Genomic DNA, 4,078 nt, shown 5'->3' with positions numbered 1-4,078 from the left:
CCCACTCGGCGCGCGCCGCCGCCATGCGCGCCCGCCACGCCGTGGGATCGGTCTCCACCGCGGCCAGCCGCTCCTCGTCCACCTCCACCCGGCGCACCGGCAGCATCCCGTCCTCGGGCAGCAGCGGCTCGGCGCACACGTCGGCCGTCAGCAGCCGCGCCGTGGCCAGCCCGCAGGCGTAGGGCAGCTCGGGCAGGGCCGCGGCCAGCGCCACCCCGGCGGCCAGCCCCACCGAGGTCTCCACCGCGCTGGAGACCACCGCGGGCAGCCCGCACTGCTCGGCCAGGCGCAGCGCGGCGCGCACCCCGCCCAGCGGCTGCACCTTGAGCACCACCACGTCGGCGGCCTCGGCGTCGCGCACCCGCAGCGGGTCCTCGGCGCGCCGGACCGACTCGTCGGCCGCGACCGGCACCGACACCCGCCGCCGCACCACCGCCAGCTCCTCCACGGTGGCGCAGGGCTGCTCCACGTACTCCAGGTCGAACCGGTCCAGCAGGCGGATCATGCGCACCGCGGTGTCGACGTCCCAGGCGCCGTTGACGTCGATGCGCACCTTCCCGGCCGGGCCGATCGCGTCGCGCACCGCCTCCACGCGGGCCAGGTCGTCGGCCTCGGACTGGCCGCGCTCGGCGACCTTCACCTTGGCCGTGGCGCACCCGGAGGAGGCGACGATGCGCGCCGCCTCCTCCGGTCCCACCGCCGGGACGGTGGCGTTGACCGGCACCGCGTCGCGCACCGGCGCCGGCCAGCCGATCTCGGCGGCCTCGTGGCAGGCCGCCCACCAGCGGGCGCACTCGGCGGGGCCGTACTCGGCGAACGGCGAGAACTCCCCCCATCCCGCCGCGCCGCGCACCAGCATCCCCTCGCGTACGGTGACGCCGCGGAAGCGGGTGCGCAGCGGGACGGCGAACGCCCGGCCGGTCACGGGCGGCGCGGGAACTTGTCGAACTCGGGGCGGCGCTTCTCCTTGAACGCGTCGCGCCCCTCCTGGGCCTCCTCGCTCATGTAGTAGAGCATGGTGGCGTCCCCGGCGAACTGCTGCATGCCCGCGGCGCCGTCGCTGACCGCGTTCAGCGCGCCCTTGAGCATGCGCAGCGCCAGCGGCGACTTCTCCAGCAGCTCCCGCGCCCAGGCGACGGTCTCCTCCTCCAGCCGCTCCAGCGGCACCACCGCGTTGACCATGCCCATCTCCAGGGCCTCCTGGGCGGTGTACTGGCGGCACAGGTACCAGATCTCGCGGGCCTTCTTCAGCCCCACGGTCTCGGCCAGCAGCCAGGAGCCGTACCCGCCGTCGAAGGAGCCCACCTTGGGCCCGGTCTGCCCGAAGCGGGCGTTGTCGGCGGCGATGGTCAGGTCGCAGCAGACCTGGAGCACGTTGCCCCCGCCGATGGAGTAGCCCGCCACCATGGCGATGACCGGCTTGGGCAGCCGCCGGATCTGCACTTGCAGGTCCAGCACGTTGAGCCGGCCGATGCCCTGCCGGGCCACCTCGTCGTCGCCCAGGTAGCCGTCGTCGCCGCGGATCTTCTGGTCGCCGCCGGAGCAGAACGCCTTGTCCCCGGCGCCGGTGAAGATGATCACACCGACCGAGGAGTCGTCCCGCGCCACGTTGAAGGCGTGCTGGAGCTCGAACAGGGTCTGCGGACGGAAGGCGTTGTGCACCTCCGGGCGGTTGATGGTGATCTTGGCGATACCCTCGGCGGTCTCGTAGATGATGTCGGTGTAGTCCCCGGACCGCTTCCAGTCCACCACGCTGCCCACGTTCTCGCCTCTCCTGGTCTGGTCGCAACCTTTGCGCTGTCGGGGGTCAACCCTAGCCGCCCCCACCGGCCCGTCACGCACTACCCTGGACAACCATGCCGAACCGACGCCCCCTGCAGGCGGTGGTGGGGCTCGCCCCCGAGGATCTGGCCGGCCTCCTGGACGCCGCCCTGGCCGGGGACGGCCCCGCGCTGCTGCCGGTCCCCGCGGACCTCCCGGCCCCCCGCCGCCGCGCCCTGCTGGAGGCGGTGCGCCCCGCCAGCGTGCGCACCCCCGAGGGGGTGGCGCGCCTGGCCGACGGCGTCCCCGTGGCCGACGGCACCGCGCTGGTCGTCGCCACCTCCGGCTCCACCGGCCGGCCCAAGGGCGTGGAGCTGGACGCCGCCGCGCTGCTGGCCTCGGCGCGCGCCTCGGTGGCACGGATCGGCGCGCGGCCGGGCGAGCCGTGGCTGTGCGTCCTGCCCACCGCGCACGTCTCGGGCCTACAGGTGCTGCTGCGCGCCCGCCTGCTGGACGCGCCCGTGCTGCACCGCCCCTTCGACGTCGCCGAGGTCGCGGCCGCCGCACAGCGCCGCCCGCACGTCTCCCTGGTCCCCACCCAGTTGCGCCGCCTGCTGGCCGCGGGCGTGGACCTGTCGCTGTTTCGCACCGTGCTGCTGGGCGGCGCCGCCGCCGACCCCGCCCTGCTGGCGGCCGCCCGCCGCGCCGGGGCCCGTGTCACCACCACCTACGGCATGAGCGAGACCTGCGGCGGCTGCGTCTACGACGGCCTGCCCCTGGACGGCGTCGCGGTCGACCTGGACGGGGAGGGCCGCGTCCTGCTGTCGGGGCCCGTGCTGTTCCGCGGCTACCGGCTGCGCCCCGACCTGACCGCCCAGCACCTGGTGGAGCGCGGCGGGCGCCCCTGGTTCCGCACCTCGGACCTGGGGGTGCTGGAGGAGGGGCGGCTGCGGGTCCGCGGCCGCGCCGACGACGTCATCAACACCGGCGGGCACAAGGTGGTGGCCGCGGAGGTGGCCGACCTGCTCACCCGGATGGACGCGGTCGCCGAGGCCGCCGTGGTGGGCCGGCCCGACCCCGAGTGGGGGCAGCGCGTCACCGCCGTCGTCGTCCCCGCCGACCCGGCCGCTCCCCCCACCCTGGAGCAGGTCCGCGACTGGGTGAGCGCCCACCTGCCGCGCTACGCCGCCCCCCGGGAGCTGGACGTGCGCGCCGAACTGCCGCTGCTGGCCTCCGGCAAGCCCGACCTGCGCCGCCTGGGCCGGGGCTGAACCGGGAACTCCGCGGCGCCGCGGACCGTCGTACCCCCCGAGGGCAGGGCGCCGGCGCCCTGCCCCGCCCCGTGCCCCAGCCGTCCCCATACCCCATCCGCGGCGCTCTCTCCGCCGAAGAGGCCGGTGATCGCCGTCACTTCTGTCGATATCCAATCGAGATTCGGGAACATTTGACTCTTCCACACGTTGGACATAGTGGCGCGCCCAAGACGGCGGTTCTCCTCTTCCGCCGCGCGCCCGACTGTCTTGAAGGGAGGGAGGTGCCCTCATGTCGCGCACTGCCCTAGCCGCCTCTCCCACGACGGCGGAGGTCGAGGCCGCCTCGGCGACGCTTGAGGAGCTGATCGCCCGGGGACGCGCCCAGGGACACGTGTCTCTCTCCGAGCTGCGCACCGCGTTCTCCGAGGCCGGGATCACCCCGACCGAGGGCCGCTCCATTCTCCGGGAGCTGTCCGACGCCGGGGTCCAGCTCGCCCACGGCGAGGACGCCGGGCTGGAGTCGGTCGACCCCGGCGACGACGCGGCGCTCCAGGCCGCCCTGGGGTCCGTGCCCGCCGAGACCGCCGGACGCCGCCCCCGCAGGGGCAGGGGCCGCAGGAAGAAGGCGGTCCGGGCCGAGGCCCACGACTCCCACGAGGCCGACCTCGACGACCACTCGCCGGCCCTGGGCGACTCCGTCCACACCTACCTCAAGGCCATCGGACGCCGCCAGCTGCTCACCGCCGAGCAGGAGGTCGACCTCGCCAAGCGGATCGAGGCGGGCCTGCTCGCCGAGTACAAGCTGGGCCTGCTCGACGGCTCTCCCGGGCCCCAGGAGATGGACGACGCCGAGCGCGAAGAGCTGGAGTGGATCGCCGAGGACGGCCGCCGCGCCAAGGCGCACATGCTGGAGGCCAACCTGCGCCTGGTGGTGTCGGTCGCCAAGAAGTACAGCGACCGCGGCATGTCCCTGCTCGACGTCGTGCAGGAGGGCAACCTCGGCCTGATCCGCGCGGTCGAGAAGTTCGACTACGCCAAGGGCTACAAGTTCTCCACCTACGCCA

At 74.8% G+C, this 4,078-nt stretch carries 4 protein-coding genes; 2 read left to right on the top strand and 2 right to left on the bottom strand.

The window, feature by feature from the left end:
• Together AC529_RS15785 and menB are read right to left on the bottom strand one after the other, a co-directional pair.
• Positions 1 to 925 (bottom strand): o-succinylbenzoate synthase (locus tag AC529_RS15785; RefSeq protein WP_068758092.1); only part of this gene is annotated, 925 nt, incomplete at its 3' end.
• Positions 922 to 1,761: a 1,4-dihydroxy-2-naphthoyl-CoA synthase gene (menB, locus tag AC529_RS15780; RefSeq protein ID WP_068758090.1), complete on the bottom strand. Its 840-nt coding sequence runs from the start codon at positions 1,759 to 1,761 to the stop codon at positions 922 to 924. The genes menB and AC529_RS15785, both read right to left, overlap by 4 nt.
• 95 nt (positions 1,762 to 1,856) lie before the next feature.
• Between menB and AC529_RS15775 the strand changes: the two genes are divergently transcribed.
• Both AC529_RS15775 and AC529_RS15770 read left to right on the top strand, forming a co-directional pair.
• Positions 1,857 to 3,032, top strand: a complete 1,176-nt coding sequence (locus AC529_RS15775) for an AMP-binding protein (RefSeq protein ID WP_068758089.1) — start codon at positions 1,857 to 1,859, stop codon at positions 3,030 to 3,032.
• A 271-nt stretch (positions 3,033 to 3,303) separates the two neighbouring features.
• A partial coding sequence (locus AC529_RS15770; RefSeq protein ID WP_157080241.1) for a sigma-70 family RNA polymerase sigma factor occupies positions 3,304 to 4,078 on the top strand: 775 nt, incomplete at its 3' end.

Source organism: Thermobifida cellulosilytica TB100 (assembly GCF_001517975.1).
Classification (GTDB): Bacteria; Actinomycetota; Actinomycetes; order Streptosporangiales; family Streptosporangiaceae; genus Thermobifida; species Thermobifida cellulosilytica.
This window is presented reverse-complemented; position numbering and strand designations above follow the sequence as displayed.

What these genes read in the sequence shown, in the direction of transcription:
- AC529_RS15775 (WP_068758089.1), top strand. Translation starts at nt 1,857, where the DNA reads ATGCCGAACCGACGCCCCCTGCAGGCGGTGGTGGGGCTCGCCCCCGAG.